Origin of the sequence: uncultured Dialister sp., from assembly GCF_900541605.1 — a bacterium.
Classification (GTDB): domain Bacteria; phylum Bacillota; class Negativicutes; order Veillonellales; family Dialisteraceae; genus Dialister.
In genome coordinates this window covers 24,181-41,125 of the sequence record NZ_UQKJ01000002.1, presented here as the reverse complement: position 1 = coordinate 41,125, position 16,945 = coordinate 24,181, and the positions used below count along the sequence as shown (strand labels likewise).

General features: G+C 56.0%; 16 protein-coding genes and 1 other annotated feature. Of the genes, 1 reads left to right on the top strand and 15 read right to left on the bottom strand.

Going from position 1 to position 16,945, the window contains the following annotated elements:
- Nucleotides 1–1,315: aminotransferase class III-fold pyridoxal phosphate-dependent enzyme (locus QZR21_RS00385; protein WP_296973149.1), on the top strand; the 1,315-nt coding region annotated here is incomplete at its 5' end.
- Nucleotides 1,316–1,442: 127 nt separating this feature from the next.
- Here QZR21_RS00385 and hypE read toward each other — a convergent pair.
- The 15 genes from hypE to QZR21_RS00310 all read right to left on the bottom strand — a co-directional run bounded on the left by hypE (nt 1,443) and on the right by QZR21_RS00310 (nt 16,890).
- Nucleotides 1,443–2,426, bottom strand: a complete 984-nt coding sequence (hypE, locus tag QZR21_RS00380) for a hydrogenase expression/formation protein HypE (protein ID WP_296973146.1) — start codon at nt 2,424–2,426, stop codon at nt 1,443–1,445.
- Between the two features lies 1 nt (nt 2,427).
- Nucleotides 2,428–3,462, bottom strand: coding sequence for a hydrogenase formation protein HypD (gene hypD, locus QZR21_RS00375; protein ID WP_296097402.1), 1,035 nt, complete (start codon nt 3,460–3,462; stop codon nt 2,428–2,430).
- A complete protein-coding gene (locus QZR21_RS00370; RefSeq protein ID WP_296097400.1) occupies nt 3,459–3,680 on the bottom strand; it encodes a HypC/HybG/HupF family hydrogenase formation chaperone in 222 nt (73 codons plus the stop codon). The genes hypD and QZR21_RS00370 overlap by 4 nt, the downstream gene beginning before the upstream one ends.
- 9 nt (nt 3,681–3,689) lie before the next feature.
- On the bottom strand, nt 3,690–5,921 hold the full coding sequence (gene hypF, locus QZR21_RS00365; protein ID WP_296973142.1) for a carbamoyltransferase HypF: 2,232 nt from the start codon (nt 5,919–5,921) through the stop codon (nt 3,690–3,692).
- A gap of 251 nt (nt 5,922–6,172) precedes the next feature.
- Nucleotides 6,173–6,826, bottom strand: a complete 654-nt coding sequence (gene hypB / locus QZR21_RS00360; protein WP_296097396.1) for a hydrogenase nickel incorporation protein HypB — start codon at nt 6,824–6,826, stop codon at nt 6,173–6,175.
- Nucleotides 6,827–7,171: a hydrogenase maturation nickel metallochaperone HypA gene (locus tag QZR21_RS00355; protein ID WP_296097394.1), complete on the bottom strand. Its 345-nt coding sequence runs from the start codon at nt 7,169–7,171 to the stop codon at nt 6,827–6,829.
- Nucleotides 7,164–8,240: a 4Fe-4S dicluster domain-containing protein gene (locus tag QZR21_RS00350; RefSeq protein ID WP_296973138.1), complete on the bottom strand. Its 1,077-nt coding sequence runs from the start codon at nt 8,238–8,240 to the stop codon at nt 7,164–7,166. Before QZR21_RS00350 ends, QZR21_RS00355 begins: the two co-directional genes overlap by 8 nt.
- A gap of 448 nt (nt 8,241–8,688) precedes the next feature.
- Nucleotides 8,689–9,774 (bottom strand): nickel-dependent hydrogenase large subunit, encoded by a 1,086-nt coding sequence (locus tag QZR21_RS00345; RefSeq protein ID WP_296097390.1) that lies wholly within the window; start codon nt 9,772–9,774, stop codon nt 8,689–8,691.
- Nucleotides 9,774–10,214, bottom strand: coding sequence for an NADH-quinone oxidoreductase subunit C (locus QZR21_RS00340; protein WP_296097389.1), 441 nt, complete (start codon nt 10,212–10,214; stop codon nt 9,774–9,776). Before QZR21_RS00340 ends, QZR21_RS00345 begins: the two co-directional genes overlap by 1 nt.
- A complete protein-coding gene (gene nuoB, locus QZR21_RS00335) occupies nt 10,211–10,711 on the bottom strand; it encodes an NADH-quinone oxidoreductase subunit B family protein (RefSeq protein ID WP_296097387.1) in 501 nt (166 codons plus the stop codon). The genes QZR21_RS00340 and nuoB overlap by 4 nt, the downstream gene beginning before the upstream one ends.
- A gap of 10 nt (nt 10,712–10,721) precedes the next feature.
- Nucleotides 10,722–11,597 carry a respiratory chain complex I subunit 1 family protein gene (locus QZR21_RS00330; RefSeq protein ID WP_296097385.1) on the bottom strand — a complete coding sequence of 292 codons (876 nt, stop codon included), beginning with the start codon at nt 11,595–11,597 and terminating at the stop codon, nt 10,722–10,724.
- On the bottom strand, nt 11,590–13,491 hold the full coding sequence (locus QZR21_RS00325; protein WP_296097384.1) for an NADH-quinone oxidoreductase subunit L: 1,902 nt from the start codon (nt 13,489–13,491) through the stop codon (nt 11,590–11,592). Before QZR21_RS00325 ends, QZR21_RS00330 begins: the two co-directional genes overlap by 8 nt.
- 293 nt (nt 13,492–13,784) lie before the next feature.
- The gene (locus QZR21_RS00320) at nt 13,785–14,966 is read right to left on the bottom strand and encodes a hypothetical protein (protein WP_296097382.1); all 1,182 of its coding nucleotides are present in this window, start codon (nt 14,964–14,966) and stop codon (nt 13,785–13,787) included.
- Nucleotides 14,967–15,043: 77 nt separating this feature from the next.
- Nucleotides 15,044–15,269 (bottom strand) — a binding site (T-box leader).
- Nucleotides 15,270–15,420: 151 nt separating this feature from the next.
- Nucleotides 15,421–15,960, bottom strand: coding sequence for a hypothetical protein (locus tag QZR21_RS00315; protein WP_296097380.1), 540 nt, complete (start codon nt 15,958–15,960; stop codon nt 15,421–15,423).
- A gap of 270 nt (nt 15,961–16,230) precedes the next feature.
- A complete protein-coding gene (locus tag QZR21_RS00310; RefSeq protein WP_296097378.1) occupies nt 16,231–16,890 on the bottom strand; it encodes a YigZ family protein in 660 nt (219 codons plus the stop codon).
- Between the last annotated feature and the right edge of the window lie 55 nt (nt 16,891–16,945).

Sequence of the window (16,945 nt, the reverse complement as noted above, 5' to 3'; positions counted from 1 at the left end):
GGCCAGGGATGAAAAAGTGGTAGCTCCCTGCCAACACCTGTCCTATTATCCCTTTGCCGTGGAAAGCGGAAAGGGTGAAATCCTGAAGGACGCCGACGGTAATGAATATATCGATTTCCTCACCAGTGCGTCTTCCCTGAACCTGGGAAGTTCGAACCCCATTCTCACAAAGGCCATTGAGGCACAGCTCAAGAAGTGCACCCAGTACACCGCAGCCTATTCCTACAATGAACCCATGATTTCCTATGCGGAAAAGCTGACTTCCGTATATCCTGGCGGCGTGAAGGCGAAGATCGCCTTCGGCAACTGTGGATCCGACGGTAACGATGCGGCCGTGAAATTTGCCCGGGCCTACACAGGGCGCACGAAGATCATCACCTTCATCAACGGATACCATGGAAATACCTACGGTTCCTGCTCCATGACCACCTGCACCACCCGGATGCATGCAAAGATGGGACCCTTCCTTCCGGAAATTTATCACTTCCCCTTCTACGGTGAAGATGTGCCAGATGAAATCGTAGAAAAGGAAGCCACAAAAGATATCGAAACCGCCTTCCGCACCTACATGCCGGCAGACGAAGTGGCGGCAGTAGTCATTGAAGCCATCCAGGGGGATGCGGGCATCCTTCCGGCTCACCCCATTTTCCTCAAAAAGCTCTACGACCTCTGCAAGAAGCACGGCATCCTCTTCATCGATGAAGAAGTGCAGCAGGGCTTCTGGCGGGCCGGCCACTTCTTTGCCATCGAGAACTACCCCGGCATCATTCCTGACGGCATTATCATGGGCAAATCCATCGGCGCCGGCCTCACCCTCGGTGCTTTCATGGCCCGGGCAGAAATCATGGACTGCCTCCCTGCACCGGCCCATCTCTTCACCTTAGGTGGCAACGCCATCGCCTGCGCTGCGGGCAATGCGGCCTTCGACTACTATCAGACCGATGAGTTCCAGAGTATTTACAAACGGAACTGCGCCCAGATCAAAGAAGAAATGGAAACCCTGAAGAAGAAGCACCCGGACCGGGTAGCCTTCTACCGGGGCCGTGGCATGTCCTGGGCCATCGGCATCGTGAAGAAAGATGAAAAGGGCAATGCTGTCCCCGACGGTGACGGTACGTTCAAAGTCTGCTTCCGTTCCTACGAGAAGGGACTCATCATCATCACCCTGGGCGAGAACCTGCTCCGGGTACAGCCGCCTCTCAACATTTCCTCCGAAAACCTCCACAAGGCCTTCACTATCCTCGATGAATCGCTAACGGAGCTGGAAAAGGGAGAAATTCCGGACGATGTCTTCGATTACCGCCATGGCTGGTAATGCATAAAAAAACAGGGAAAATGAGAAATCATTTTCCCTGCTTTTTTAGTGGCTGAAAATGCGGTATTCCCCATGCGTATGAATGGGGCTGAAGGTGGTGGGTTGGCATCGCTGCGCTCGCTAACCATCAGCAGATTCTCGGCAGTCCTTCGCCCCTTAATGGCAGAAGCCGTCTCCGACCTCCGAAGGCGGTGATGAGGGTGACGCCGGTTCCTTCCTTTATGGTTCCCACGACGGCGGCATCCCTGCCATGGGGATCTTCGCGGAGCAGGGAGAGCGCCCTTTCCGCTTCTGCCGCCGGAAGAACGATGATCATTTTCCCTTCATTTCCCATGGTCAAAGGGTCCAGGCCCAGGATGCCTGCCAGCCCCTTCACTTCATGGGATACCGGGATCTTTTCTTCCCAAAGCTCCATGGCCTTTCCGGAAGAAGCGGCCAGTTCCCCTGCCACCGTGGCCAGGCCGCCCCGGGTGATGTCCCGGATGGTGTGGATGGAAAGGCCCGCGGAAAGAAAACGCTGTACCAGGCCATTCAGGGGGGCGCAGTCGCTCTTAAGATCCGTTTTCATATGGAGCCGTTCCGTCAGAATCGTGGCGTGGTGGTCCCCCATGGTGCCGGTGAGGAGCACCGCGTCCCCCGCTTCCATGGCGGAGGCGGAAATGGAAAGGTCCTTTCTTCTTTCCCCGATACCGGCGGTATTGATATAGAGGCCCCCTTTTCCCTCGATAACCTTCGTATCCCCTGCCACGATGGAGACCCCCGCTTCTTTGGCCGTATCTGCCATGGAGGACACCACCTTTTCCAGGGTTTCCGTTTCCAGTCCCGTTTCCAGGATGAAAGAGGCCGTCAGATACAGAGGCTTTGCTCCCATGGAGGCGAGGTCATTCACGGTGCCGCAGATGGAGAGGCGGCCAATATCGCCGCCGGGGAAAAACAGGGGCTCCACCACAAAGGAGTCGGAAGTGAAGACCAGATTCCCTTCCATCACCGGCAGCACCGCCCCATCCTCCATGCGATTCAAAATGGGATTAGAAAAGTATTTTTCAAAGATTCCATGGATGAGGCGGCCCGTTTCTTCGCCGCCGGATCCATGGCGCAGTTCAATTTTCATGTCAGCCTCCCCGATAGGTAATGGAACAGGTCCCCTCGGAAGATACCATGCAGGCCCCCACTGGATGGTCCGGGGTGCAGGCTTTCCCGAAGCAGGGACATTCTTCCGGCGTCACGGCGCCGGTCAGCACCTGTCCGCAGCGGCAGCCGGCGGGCATCCGGTCTTCCGTAAGGCCATGGCTGCCGGCGTCCAAAGCTTTGTATGTTTCGGAAATATACAGGCCAGACCCGGGAATCTTCCCGATGCCCCGCCACACCGCATCCCCCGGCGTAAAGACTTCAGAGAGGAGAGCCTTCGCCCGTTCATTGCCCTCTTCTCTCACCACCTGGGGGTATTCATTCCAGAGGCCCCGCTTCTTTTTGGAAGCCTCCAGCACCAGCCGGGACAGGGCCCCCAAGAGAAGGGATGCCGTAAATCCGCCGATTACCATGGTTTCCCCGCATTCCTCCGCCAGCCTGCGGAAAGGCCGGGCTCCCGTAATCACCGCCACGTGGCCGGGGCAGAGAAAGCCGTCGATACGGCCGGTGCCGGAGAGAATCTTCATGGCCTCCGGCATGGTTTTCAGGGCCGTGAGGAAGCGGATATTGGAAATCTTTTCCTCATGGCACCGGCGGATCATGTCGGCCCAGATGGGGGCGGTGGTTTCAAAGCCCACGGCTCCCAGGATGAATGTGGTGTTCCTGTCTTTTTCCGCCAGGGTAAAGGCGTCCTCCGGATTATAGAGGAAATCCACGTGGCCTCCCCGGTCCCGGGCACCGGCCAGGGACATCCGGCTTCCCGGCACCGACAGGAGGTCCCCGAAGGCCAGGACTTTATATCCATCCGTCATGGCATAGGACACCAGCTTATCGATATAGGCCGTCGGCGTCACGCACACCGGACAGCCGGGACCGGAAAGGAGGGTAATCTTTGGGGACAGCATCTGCCGGATACCGGTCCTGTACAGGGAAGACGTATGGGTGCCGCAGACCTCCATGAGGCGAAGCGGCGGCCCGTCATAGGAAGAAAGGTAGCGGGCCAGTTCTTTTTCTATCATTCCTTCTCGGTCTCCTCGATTTCTTTAAACAGGGAAATCCAGTCCCTGGCTTCCTTCTTTTCCACGATCTGGATGGCCATGCCCGCATGGACAAGGACGTAATCCCCGATTTTCACGGGCACCATGGCCAGGTTCACCGGCACCACCGTGCCGGAAAAATCCACCATGCCGTGGGTGCCGGATATGCTGACCACCCGGCCCGGATAGGCTACACACATAGTTCCTCCTCACCCCTGCTGCAGGCCGTACCAAGCCTGGCCCAGGGATATGCCCCCGTCTCCGCAGGGGCCTTTTTCATTTCCATAGACCCTGAAATGCTTCTTTTCCAGGGCATTTCTTGTTTCATTCCATAAGATACTGTTGTGGAAACAGCCTCCCGTGAAGATAACCTGTTCCACGCCCAGAAGCTCTGCGCTTTTCACCACCATTTCCACGATGGCCCGGTGAAAGCCCAGGGCTCCTTCTTTTATTTTACCATCCGCCGCCACCAGGCCATGGATGAGGTCCGCCCTGTTCCAGATGAGCATGCCCTCCTGTTCTGCCAGCGTGAGATGGAGGGGAAGGGGCGCCCGCCCTTCCTCCAGCGCTTCCCGGGCCGCCTTCTCCAGGGCCATGGCACATTCCCCCTTGTACCGGTTTTCATCCTTCAGGTGGAGAATGGCTGAGGCGCTGTCAAAGAGGCGGCCCATGGAGGAATTATTGACGCAGTTCATGCCCTGCCACACGGCATTTTCCACCACCGGGAACCGGGGATCGTCGGATTTCTCCCCGCTGGCCAAGAGGCTGCAGAAGGCGCTCTTCCAGGCCTGGGCCATGGACAGGTCGCCGCCGATCATAGGAATGGCGTCCAGGTGCCCTGCCCGTTTCCACTCCATCCCCTCCAGGAGAAGTATCTCCCCGCCCCAAATGGAATAGTCCGTGCCGCAGCCGGTGCCATCAAAGACAAAGGCCGCCGCCTTTCCCCTGAGCCCATGCTCCGCCATCACCGAAAGGGCGTGGGCATGGTGGTGCTGCACGGAAATGCAGGGAATCCCCCGGTTCCCCGCCATTTCTTCCGCCATAAAGGCGGACTCGTACATGGGATGGAGGTCGCAGAGAATCTTCTCCGGATGGATGCCCAGCATGTGCTCCCAGTCCTGTTCCATATGGAGGAAAGCCTCTTTCGAGGAGCCGTAGAGGAAATCGCAGGGCAGTTCACCGGGATAGAGACGCCCTCCGCCGGTGAGGCAGAAGGAAGGCTCCATATCCGCCCCCATGGCCAGCAGCTGTCCCTCCGGCCCGTTGCGGATCACCGGTTCCGGCAGGAATCCCCGGGTCCGGCGCACCATATCCACATGGGAACCTTCCGCCTTCATGACGCTGTCATCGGCGGGGCGGAGGATGTCCCGGTTATTCGTAAAAAGTCCGGATACCCGGTGCTTTTCGAACCAGTCCCTGGCTTCCCCATCTCCATAGAGCACCGGCTCTTTGGACAGGTTGGCGCTGGTCACGATAAGGGGTGCCCCCACGCCTTCCGTGAGAAGGTCATAAAAACCATTGGACGGAAGAAACAGCCCCAGCCGGGGTACCCCCTCCGCCACGGCAGGAAGGGGCTCTTTCTTCGGCCGGCAGAGCACGATGGGGCAGGCCGGCGATGTAAGGAGATGCCGGTCTTCCTCCGTAAGCTGGCAAAGGGTTTCTGCCTCCTCCAGGGAATGGACCATGAGGGCAAAGGGCTTTCCTTCCCGATGTTTCAGCTGCCGCAGGCGGAGGGCCGCATTTTCCAGGTCCCCCCGGCACACCAGGTGGAATCCTCCCATGGACTTCACCATGATGATATTCCCTTCCTTCACCAGGTATACCGCCTTTTCCATGGCCTCCTCCCCGGACAGGGGATGGCCGTCCTTCAGGTCCGCCGTGAGAAGGGGCCCGCAGGCCGGGCAGCTGATGGTTTCCCCGTGGCAGCGGCGGTCCTTTTCGTCCTTATATTCTTTTTCGCAGTCCGGGCAGAGGGGGAAATCGTCCATGGCCGTATGTTCCCGGTCATAGGGAAGGCGGCGGATGATGGTATACCGGGGACCGCAGGCAGGACAGGATATAAAGGGATACTGGTAGTGCCGGTCCTTCGGATCATGGAGCTCCTTCCGGCAGGTGGGACAGATGCCGATGTCCGCCGGAAACAGGGGCTCCACCGCCTGTCCCCCGCTTTCGATGGCAGAAAATCCATCAAAGGCGGTATAGGGTACCTCATCAGCCCGGATGGATTCTACAAAGATGGGATAGGGCGCTCCTTTCAGGGCTTTTGCCAGCGAAAAAAAGGCTTCCCTTTCCCCGGAAGCCCTGATTTCCACGATGCCGCCCCAGTTCTTCACCCATCCCGTAAGACCCAGGGCCTTCGCCGTCCGGCACACAAAGGGACGGAACCCCACGCCCTGTACACGTCCGGTGGCGGTGAGGCGAAATGTGACAAGATCTGACATAAGGCACCTCCTGATGGTTCTGATGGATGACTAAGTGTCCAATCCTATGGATGGGGCTAAAGGTGGTGGGTGCTTCGCACCGGGGGCATAAGGTAGGCCATCCACCTTTAGCGGCTAATCCACCTCATGCCCCCGCTTCAACGAGCAAGGGGAGTTGAAGCCACCACCCGGTTGGCGAGCGTAGCGATGCCAACCCACAACCCTTATAAACCATTCACGCGATTGGTCCATACATACGCTGCCTGCCCCACTCAGGCCTTTCCTGCAGCGCTTTCAATCCACTCAGCCGCTTCTTTATATCCTTCTCCCGTCTTGCCGCTGACCTTGAAGACCGGGGCGTGCTTATTCAGGTGCCGGAGGCCCTTCATGAAGAAATCTTCATCGAAATCAAGGTACGGCAGGAGATCCACCTTGTTCAGAAGGATGATATCCGCCTTTTCAAAGGCCAGGGGATACTTGTAGGGCTTGTCGCTGCCGTCGGCCACACTGACGATGAGCATCTTGATATTTTCGCCGATATTCAGCTCTGCCGGGCACACCAGGTTTCCCACGTTTTCAATGAAGAGGATGCCCCCTTCCTCGAAGTCCATGGTGTGCACCGCATTGTGCACCAGCGGCGCATCCAGATGGCAGGCGCCGAAGGTATTGATCTGGGCCGCCGTCACATGCTCCTTCCGGAGCCGTTCCGTATCGATATCGGACTCAATGTCCCCTTCGATGACGTAGACTTTGGACTTCATGTGCTTCATGAGACGTTCCAGGGACGTGGTTTTTCCCGTGCCCGGTGCTCCCATGACGTTGATGGTGTATACATCCCGTTTCATCAGGTATTCTCTTACATGTTCCGCAATGTGATTGTTATGGGCATAGATATCTTCCATAACCCCCGCTTTGACCATATGCATTTATGGGACCTCCAGATCTATGGATTCTATATAAAATTCCTTTCCCACCTCCGTAGGCGAACCATCGCCGCCGCAGTAGGGGCAGGTAAAGGAGAAACGTTTTCTTTCAAAAAGGCGGCCGCAGCTGTCGCACTTCATTTTCGGCCGGATATCTTTAATGGTGAGGAGGGCGCCCTCACAGAGGGTGCCCTCGGAAATCACATCAAAATACATCTGTATGGACTCCCCGATGAAGCCGGAGTCCTCTCCCACCACCAGATGGATAGCTTTAACGAGGCCTCCCTTTTCCCGGGCCGTATTTTCTGCAATCCGTACAATTTCCAGGGTTACCGGGTACTCATGCATGGGAATCATCCTTCCCCTGGGCCGGTGGGGTGCCTGTCGGCCTTCTCGGTGGCCGCCGCAGCGCCTTGCCCTGGTAGGTCGCCGGGGTCTCTTTCTTTTCTCCCGCTTCCCAGGCATCCGCCAGGGTCAGGCAGTGGGCCGGGCAGCCGTCAGCGCAGACGCCGCAGGTGATGCACTTCTCCCGGTCGATGGTCCAGGTCCGGTTCTTCCGGTCCAGTGTAATGGCGCCCACGGGGCAGTTGTGTTCGCACTTTCCGCAGAACAGGCACTTCTCCGCCTCCATTCGGATGTGGGCATCCGGCAGGTCTATAACTTTAGAGCCTTCCGGACCCTTTGGAACGGAAACCCCTTTCTCTTCTGCGGCACCGACCGGCTCCTTAGAAACTGTTTCTGCCGGTTTGGCTCCCAGCGGTTTGGCAGGCCTCCGGATAGGCGGCATGGATCCGTGCAGCGTAATTTCACTGGGACTGCCGAGGTAGCATCCCAGGGACAGGCATTTCCGGGGGCAGTTGTCGATGCAGGTACCGCAGTTCACGCAGGCCTCCAGGTTAATGCGCCAGGTCCTGGCCCGGCGGTCCACCGTAATGGCGCCGGAGGGGCAGTTCCGCATGCACTGGCCGCAGAAAATACATTTGATAATATTATTGACGATCTTGCTCCTGTCATCCATGGCATTTCTCGTCATGGCAATGGCCGCCACTTTCCGCTCTACCCGGGCCGTGCCTTCTTCCTGGTGGACGGACAGGATGATTTCTGATTTCTTCACATCCGGCGATGCCGCTTCCGGGTCCATGTGGAGGCACTTTTTCGGGCACACTTCCACACACCCCGCACACTGGACACAGGCAAAGGGATTGATGGTCCAGGTCCCGGTCTTCCGGTCCACCGTAATCGCACCAGCGGGGCAGGTCCGCATGCACTGGCCGCAGAGGATGCACTGGCTGATATCGTTCACCACCCGGCCCCGGTCGCCGGGCAGGAAATGCTTCGGCTTCAGGGGATAGGAGGTGGTGACAGGCGGTTTAAAAAGGTTGGACAGCGCCTGTTTCATGTAGATCAGAAAACTCATAGATCCTCCTTAATAGATGAAATCAGCAACGAAGTAAAATAAGCACACCCTAATCGTTTGGATGGGTTGTGGAAAAGGCTATGACTGCGTCAAGGCTCTGCCCTTTGGGCGAAGGGGTGTACCGCATGATCCCATTAATCCATCCTGCGCCTTTGGCGCGGCCCTTCTCCAAGGGCCTGCATATTTACGGATTATCTTATCATGGGCAGCTTGCCATTACGGAGATTTCAGCGGCTTTGCCGCAAAATACATACTCCGCGGCGCTTCCGGATTTTGTGCGCCGCTCCTTCCCCTTGGCCGCAGGCCATTCCCCCTGCGCCGTCCGAATACCAAAAGGAAGGCACCTTGATGGGCAGTATAGGCGCCAACTTATTCGGATTCGGAGGGTCCTATACAGGACACTCCGCCTCGCCGAAGGCGTTACCCCTGAGCCACCTTGCCGCAGGCATTATCTCTCACAGCAGCTGATGCAGGGATCGATGGTGAGGATGATATTCGGCACGTCCGCCAGTTCACAGCCCTTGAGCATTTTCACCAGGGCCGGAAGGTTGGCATTGGTGGGCGTACGGAGGCGGAAGCGCTCCAGGTTCTTCGTGCCGTTGCCCTTTACGTAGTAGAGAGCTTCCCCCCTGGGCTGTTCCACCCGGGTGAAGAATTCCCCCACCGGCGGAAGGCCCCGTACCGGCGCCTCGATGGCTCCGTCCGGCAGGTTTTCCAGGCACCCCGTAATGATATCGATGGACTGTTCCAGTTCTCCCAGCCGCACCTTCACCCGGGCCAGGCAGTCTCCTGCGGTCTCGGTGATGGGATGGAAATGGAGTTCTTTGTAGGCCCCTTCATCATCGGCCATGCGGTAGTCCACAGGAAGGCCGCTGGCCCGGGCCATGGGACCTACGCAGCCCAGTTCCACGGCGTCGTTCATGGAAAGGGTGCCTACCCCCTCCAGCCGGCTCTGGATGGTATTGTCATAGAGGAAGACGATGGCCATCTTGTGGATTTCCTTCTTCAGTTCCTTCATTTTAGCCAGGATTTCTTTCCGCATGGCGTCCGTAATATCCCGCCTGACACCGCCGATTTTGCAGACCGAGAAAATAACCCGGCCCCCGGTGGTGGCTTCGAAGATATCCAGCACGATTTCCCGGATCCGCCAGGCGTTCATGAAGAGGCTCTCAAATCCCATGGCGTCTGCCGCCAGCCCGCACCAGAGCAGGTGGCTGTGCATGCGGGACAGTTCATGCCACACGGTGCGCAGGTAGCTGGCCCGCTTCGGGATTTCAATATCCATGAGCCCTTCCACCGCCTTGGCGTAGCCCCAGCCATGGCCGAAGGAACAGATGCCGCACACCCGCTCCGCCACGTAGATGAACTGCTTGAAGTCCCTCTTTTCCACCAGTTTTTCCAGTCCCCGGTGCACATAGCCGATGGAAGGCACCGCCCTCACCACGGTTTCGTCTTTCAGTTCCAGGTCCAGGTGGATCGGTTCCGGGAGCACCGGATGCTGGGGCCCAAAGGGTACTGTCGTTATTTCAGCCATCAGTGATCCTCCTTCCCGTTCTTCGATACGGAAGCGTCGATGCCAAGGCCGCTCCGAAGATTGACCTTCACCGCCCGTTTCGCATGGACCGCGCCCGACAGGTCGTGCCAGGGGGTCTTCTGGGCCAGGTGGTAGAAATGGCCGCCATAGTCCACTTCCGGCACAATAAACCGAATGTCCAGGCCGAAGAGGTCATGGATTTCATTTTCCCACACAAAGGCATACCAGTAGAGGCCGGTGATGCTCATGACGGACCCCGTGAGGGGTACCACGAGGCGGAGGTGGTACAGGAAATAGTCCTTATCAAAGGTGTAGGTGAGCTCGTAGCCCTCCTCCACCCGGGTACAGAGAATCTGGACCAGCCGGCACCCTTCTTTTTTGAAGCGGGCCGTCCGTTCCAGCAGGTCCTCCGTGCCGATGACAATGATCTGCTGTTTCATGACTTTCTCCCTTCTTCCGTAAATCCATCAAACTCCTTCGATGGTTCTTCCGGCACCCCATGGTTTCCGGAGGCCTTCAGTTTCCTGTGTTTTTCTTCCAGCACCGAAAGGCCCTTCACCACGCCGGCGATAATAGATTCCGGCCGGGCCGCACAGCCCGGTACATACACATCCACGGGGATGGCTTTGTCCATACCCCCAAGCATATTGTAACATTCCCGAAAGACGCCGCCGGTGCAGGCACAGGTGCCCACGGCAACGACCACCTTCGGTTCCGGCATCTGTTCATAGATCTGCCGCACCACCGGAAGGTTCTGGGCATTCACGCCGCCGGTGACGAGGAAAATATCCGCATGCTTCGGGTCCCCCGTATTCACGATGCCAAACCGCTCCACATCGTAGAGCGGCGTCAGGCAGGCCAGCACTTCAATATCGCAGCCGTTGCAGGAAGAGCCGTCATAATGAATGAGCCAGGGTGATTTCTTTTCAAATCCCATAACGGCCTCCTTATCTGAAATACATGAGAAATGCTACATTAATGAATCCCGCCAGGAAGGAAAAGAGCCAGGTAGAAGCCAGCATCTTTTCCCATTTCATCCGGGCACAGCTGTTGTCCACCAGGATGTCCAGAAAGAATACCAGGGCACATATAAAGAGTCCCAGCGCCAGGGTCCAGGGGGAAGAGGACAGGAAGAAGAGGAGCACCAGTCCCAGAAGAAACACGTCTTCATACCATTCCGCCAGCTCCACCATGCCCAGGGTACGGCCGGAAATTTCCGTCTTCACCCCGCCGATCAGTTCCTGGTGGGCCTCGTGGCTCATGGAAATATCGAAGGGAGATTTCCGGAATTTAATGAGAAGAATATAGCAGAACCCCAGGAATATGCCGGGCATCCGGAGGATATTCATGGTGTCCGAGCGCATGATGTCTCCAATGGTGAAGCTCCCGCAGGACAGGTAGAACCCCAGGGCCACCATAAGCAGCATGGGCTCATAGGCCATGGTCTGTGCCAGTTCCCGTTCCGCCCCTACCTGGCTGAAGGGAGAGTCCGTGGCATAGGCGGCGATAATAAGGCACACGCTGGCCATGGTCAGCGTGAAGACTACGAGGAGAATATCCCCACCGGCAAAGAAGAAGGCCCCCGACAGGAGAACGAAAAGGAGAAATCCGAAGACGTAAAAGCCCTCGGCCTTATTGACGGCAATGGGCTGCTTATCCCAGAGCTTGGCAAAATCGTAGAAAGGCTGCAGGATGGGAGGCCCCACGCGCCGCTGCATGCGGGCGGAAATGATCCGGTCCAGTCCCGAAAGGAGACCGCCGATAAGGGGCGCCAGGACCAGGAAAAGCAGGGCACCCGCTGCATTCATGGTGTAATCAGACATGGAACATACCTCCCGCCGCCAGTGACAGCTCCATGAGCACACAGGCCAGGCAGGCCGTGTAGCCCCAGAGGGTCATCTTCTTTTCACCAAACCAGGATTCCAGATACCAGTTGCGAAGCTGCACCGGCACAATACGGCCGCCGGCGCCGCGGTAGGCCACATCGCTGCCCAGGTTTTCGCCGGACAGGTTCGTAATGACCTGTTTCTTCCTGCGGCTCTTGCCGAAGCGGAGGGGCAGGATAATGATAAGGAATACCATGACCGACATGATCCACAGGTTGCTCTGGGCAATGACGTCATTGATATTCCGATACATCAGTGCCAGATACGGGATAACCATGTACTGGGAAATCAGGGGGAACAGCACGCACACCACCAGGGTCAGGGCGGCCAGGGATTTCAGGGCTGTCCACTGGACGCCGAGAATGCCTTTTTCCCTGTTTTCATTGGTGGGAATATAGGTGGTAATCTTGCCGAGCCACTTGGTCCAGTAGAACAGGGTGGTGGCGGAGCCGTAGACCAGGGCCAGGAGCAGCAGGGGCTGTCCTGCATCCACAAAGGCCTTCATGGCGGCCCACTTGGAAATCAGCATGCCGAAGGGCGCCAGGAACATACCGCAGATACCGATCACCATGCACAGGGACAGGCGGGGCATGGAATTGAAAATGCCGTCGAAGCTTTCCAGGTTCCGGCTTCCCAGCTGCTGTTCCGCCGTTCCCACGGTGAGGAAGAGGAGGCTCTTCGCCACGGCGTGGAAAATGACGATCATAATGGCCGTCCAGGCCGCTTCATAGGACCCGGTGCCGGCGCAGCAGACGATAAGGCCCAGGTTGGAAATGGTAGAGTAAGCCAGCACCTTTTTCCCGTCGGACTGGGAAATGGCGGCGCAGGAAGCAAAGAAGAACGTAATGCCGCCTACCAGCATGGCCATGATACCGGCATGGTTATTGCCGAGAATCGGCGCCAGCTTGATGATGAGGAACACGCCGGCCTTCACCATGGTGGACGAATGGAGAAGCGCCGATGTAGGCGTAGGTGCCACCATGGCCCCCAGAAGCCATCCGGAGAAGGGCATCATGGCGGATTTCGTAAATCCGCAGAATACGAGGAGCGCCACCACCGGTTCCACCGGCATCTGCTGCATGCCCAGGGACAGGAGCTGCGACAGTTCCAGCGTGTAAAAATGGGTACCCAGGTAGGCGATGGCCATGGCAAAAGCCAGGCCCCCCAGCAGGTTCATCCACAGGGCTTTGAAGGAATTATGGATGGCCTCATTGGTTCCCGTATACCCGATAAGGAGGAAAGAACAGAGGGATGTGATTTCCCAGAACGTATACATATAGAGAAGGTTATTCGACATGACCAGGCCGAACATGGCGGACAGGAAGAGGAAGACCACGAAGAAGAAGAAAGACCGCCGGTCCTTCACATCCAGATGCTTCCGGTGGAATACGGCCATGTACCCCAGGGAGTAAATGGCAATGAGGCCGCCGATGATGCCGGCAATGAGGATCATAATGATAGCCAGGTTATCGATGCTGAAATCCCATACGGACCGGGCGTAGCTGCCGGCGTGGAACTCAAAGGCCACGATGAGGCCGAACTGGAGGATACCCAAAAGGGCCGTCAGGTACCGCCGGTACCGGGCGCAGTAGTAGAGCACCGTCAGCGCCGCCAGGCCATCCACCCCCATCATCACCAGCCGCACCAGGGGAGAATCAATGCTGATCTTATAGGGGTGCCCGAAGTACAGGAACCCTGCCGCCACAGAAAGGGCCATGATCAGCACCGCCGACACCCGGACCACCATATTCCGGATGGCCGGACTCCGGTTCATCAGAAGAATCACCGCCGTCACCAGGGGCAGTGCAAAGAGCAATGCCGGTATAGCCATACGCTTCCTTCCCTTCTCTTTTCCTTCCCTCAATGTACACATTAAGTATACATTATATTGCAGATTTTTCGTGTATTAATATATACTTTATCGCAAAAGTTGGATTCCCGCAAGATATAAAATAGAAAAACCGGCAATCATCGATTTTTTCTATAAATATAAGAATATATAATGCATCGGAGGAACAGGAAAACCGGCCACATAAATCCAGGGAAGCACTTCCCCGGTTTTCCCTGTAAAAAAGCCTCCCCGGGAAAAAATCCCCACGGAGGCTTTTCGTAACTTTCTTACATTTATTTTGCAATCACCATATCCGGTGCATCTTCTTCTGCCGTCTTTTCTTCTTTGGATTTCCTGTAAATCTTATAAACCCCTACGGTGAGGAGTGGTACCAGATACAGCAGGATGAAGGCATAGGCCAGGGCGTTGTACCCCTTGGCAATAAGATCAATAATGCCGATCTTGGCAAAAGCCACCGAAACAACAAGGACAGCAATGGTCAGCATGCCGCGGTGTTTCCGGGAAAGCGGCCGGCGGCCCGTATCCTTGAGGCCCGTATCAATCCGTTCCAGCATGGCATGGATAATACCGGTAGCCGTTTCAATCAGGGTCCAGCCCATGACGATGCTGAACAGGAGCAGCAGCCAGCCCGGCGCATTGTCTGCCTGCATCATAGCCACCCAGGGAACCGGGGATGCCAGGACCGCCTTGTCCGGGTAGAATGCCATGACTGCGTAATAGGTCATGAACCAGGGAATGATCATGAGAAGTCCGGCAATAATGCCGCTGATAATCGTATCCTTCCGGCTCTTCTGGGCCCTGATGGTAAAGAAGGATGCAGGGAATACGACCAGGTTATAAGCCATATACAGGATACCGGTCCACAGGGCTGCCCCTACCGTAGCATCAGGGACAAAGGAATGATCCCCAGTTGCCATGACTTCGGAAATATGGGCACCACCGTGGCTGATAACCAGGATGGAAAAGGAAATATAGCCGATATAGAGCAGCACCGTACCGATAGTTTCAAAATAGGAAATAATCTTTTCCCCGTAGTAGTTCAGGATGCCCACGATAATGGTGATGGCTCCTACGCCATACCAGTAATTGAGCCCTGTCATCTGCTCCACGACGGCGCCGGTGGCCGAAGACATGACGGCGATAATGATGACCATGAACAGCAGGTACACCACATCGAATACATGGTACAGCGGTCCAATGAGCTGCTTCAAAAAGGACTTGAAATCATACACTTTGTAGAGGCGGATCAATTCAAACGACAGGATAGCCACCAGGGCAAATCCCACAAACGTAGCAAATCCGGAAAGCCATCCCATGGCACCATACTTGGCCCCGTATTCCACAATTTCACGGCCTGTGGCATAGCCGCCGCCAATCAGGACGGACTGCAGGATAATTCCCGGGAGGATAAGCCTTCCCAGGGCTCCACTGAAAATACCTTTTTTCTCTTCCATACTTCTTCACTCCTTTGCGTGAAACACATCCTGCACCGGTACCGGGAAAATAAAAGCGCCCATCAGAAAATTCATTTCTGAAGGGCGCATCTTTGCGCGGTACCACCTTGTACTTATCACTCCGCCGCATCAATGATCGGAAAACCATGACTTTGGCTTATCCATAACGGGGATATCCGCCCGTCCTACTCGGTTCGGCCGGGATGCTCGCGAGTGAGTAAAATAACAGCTCCTGCCGGTTTCCACCATCCACCGGCTCTCTGAAAGGGTTTCCATCATTTCTGTCTCGTTCCATGCAGGTAATTCTTTAGTTATGAAGCAGTATATACTTATCTGCCTGACTTGTCAACAGGAAAAATGGTGGAGTAGGCAAAAATCCCTTCTTACCCATAGAGCTATTCTCCCAAGAATCCCGGTTTCCCTGCAAATGGCTCTATCCGGATTCACAGTCTCCCTAAAAGAACAGGCGGATCATGTCACCGGCCAGGTTCTTCCCGCCCCGGCCGGAGTCACTGCCGGTGGCGGTCATGGTGACCGTGTACCGGGGATCATCAAAGTAGGAAAGGAGAAAGTGCTTCCGATGCTGCTCATTGCCTGTGATTCCCAGGGCCCGGAGTTTCTTTCTGATTCCCTCGTCCATACCCCGGTATCCCTTCAGAATCACCTTCACCTGGGATGCCCTTTTCTTTGGCTCCCCATTCGTGGGATTCGCAGCCAGCAGATCATCGATGACATCGGCCCGCCGGGAACCATCCTTGAGTCCCTTTCGGGCGTCCTGCAGCACGTCCACCAGAATTTCATGGCGCTCGCTGGGATAGAAATCCCTTTCCTGTCCATCATTCAGTATGGCCGAACTGCCCGAAGCCCCATTGCTTCTGGCATTCCGGACCATCTTCTTCAAAGCTTCATTCTCATCGGTCAGTGCCGACAGCTTCGCCTCCAGCTCTCCGATGCGGTTCGCATATTCCGTTACAATTTCCTGTGCAGTTTTCATCGGTTCCTCCAATGAATATTGTTATTATTGCTCTCCCATCATGAACAGGGTGGGAAAGCTATCCGCTTTCTGCTTACCGCTGTCCGTTTACAGTTTATCGTCTTATGAAAAGATTTGATTGGTTAAGGAAGCACTGATTAAATCGTTGTCAGATTTCATTCTAAGATTTTTATGCAATGCGAGGAATAGCTCGACCCGATTAGCGAGCTATTTAAGGAAAGTTATGACGAAGCAGTGCATAAAAATCCTTATGAAATCTGACTCTGCGAATTAATCAGCGCTTCCCTGACTCCTGATTTTCCTCTCCATCTTCACATACTCTTCCCCCAGTTCCTCTATATCCGCTTTGCCTGCGGTGAGGTCCGTGAAAAAACGGCGGTGGGCATCCTCTTTTTCCGGAAGGCACAGGAAATCCATCACCGCCTTATCCGTGAAGGATCGGTCTTTCACGATGATATCCGTACCTTTAATATAATTTTCAAATCCTCCCACCCCGTTGTAGGGGATGGTGAGCCGCAGGTGTACATGGGGCGTATAGCGGACAATGGGCGCCTCCTTCACCGCTTCCGAGAGAGAAGAACTATAAGCCCTCGTCAGCCCACCGGCTCCCAGTTTGATACCGCCGAAGTACCTTGTCACCACGGCCAGCACATTGGTAAGCTCCTGCATCTGCAGTACATGGAGCATGGGATGACCCGCAGTTCCCTGAGGCTCCCCGTCGTCCCCGGACTTTTCCAGGATCCGGGTGGTCCCAATGCGCCAGGCGTAACAGTTATGGGTGGCATCTTTATACTGCTTTCGGAAGCCTGAGAGCGCCTCCTGCGCTTCCTCCTCCGATGATACAGGTACCAGATGGGCAATGAAAATGGATTTTTTGATTTCCAGCTCCCTGTGAAATGGCTCCGCCGGAGCCGCATAGGCGATAAGCATAGTAATCTCCCCTTATACAAACCAGTTTTCTCCTTGTTGTATTGTAACATAGCCC